Source organism: Mycoplasma sp. CB776 (assembly GCF_054343395.1).
Window position 1 is genome coordinate 1 of sequence record NZ_JBTGVD010000046.1, and the last position, 523, is coordinate 523.

The 523-nt window shown below is 25.4% G+C and carries 1 protein-coding gene; it reads left to right on the forward strand.

Annotated features, from left to right (window positions below; genetic code table 4):
• The coding region (locus ACXX86_RS04080; protein ID WP_458561199.1) for a restriction endonuclease subunit S at window positions 1-523 on the forward strand (523 nt) is incomplete at both ends.

The following is a 523-nucleotide window of genomic DNA, read 5'->3' on the forward strand; positions in this document are numbered from 1 at the left end:
ACTCACGCTTGAGAACAGGACATTATTCAAAATTTATTAAAATTTGAAAGACCTGACAAGTATATAACTAAATTTTCTGAATTACCTAAAAAAGGGAAATTCCCCATATTAACAGCAAATAAATCTTTCATTATAGGTTATACTGATGAAATAAATTTTTATAATTCTAAATGTATTGTTTTTGATGATTTTACACTAGATAATAAATATGTAAATTTTCCTTTTTTAGTCAAATCTTCTGCTATTAAGATACTTTCTGCAATAAATAAAAGCGATGATTTATTTTTCTATTTTTTACTTTTAAATTCACAAAAACTCGAAAGCCAAGGACACGCGAGACATTATATTAATATAGTTTCCAAACATAAAGTAAAGTTGCCAAAAACTTTATCTGAACAAACAAAAATAGCCAATTTATTTAGTTCGATTGATTCAGTCCTTTCACTTCACAAGCGTAAGTATAATTTTCTAAAAAACATTAAAAACACATTACTTGACAAGATGTTTCCATCTCAAAATTCAA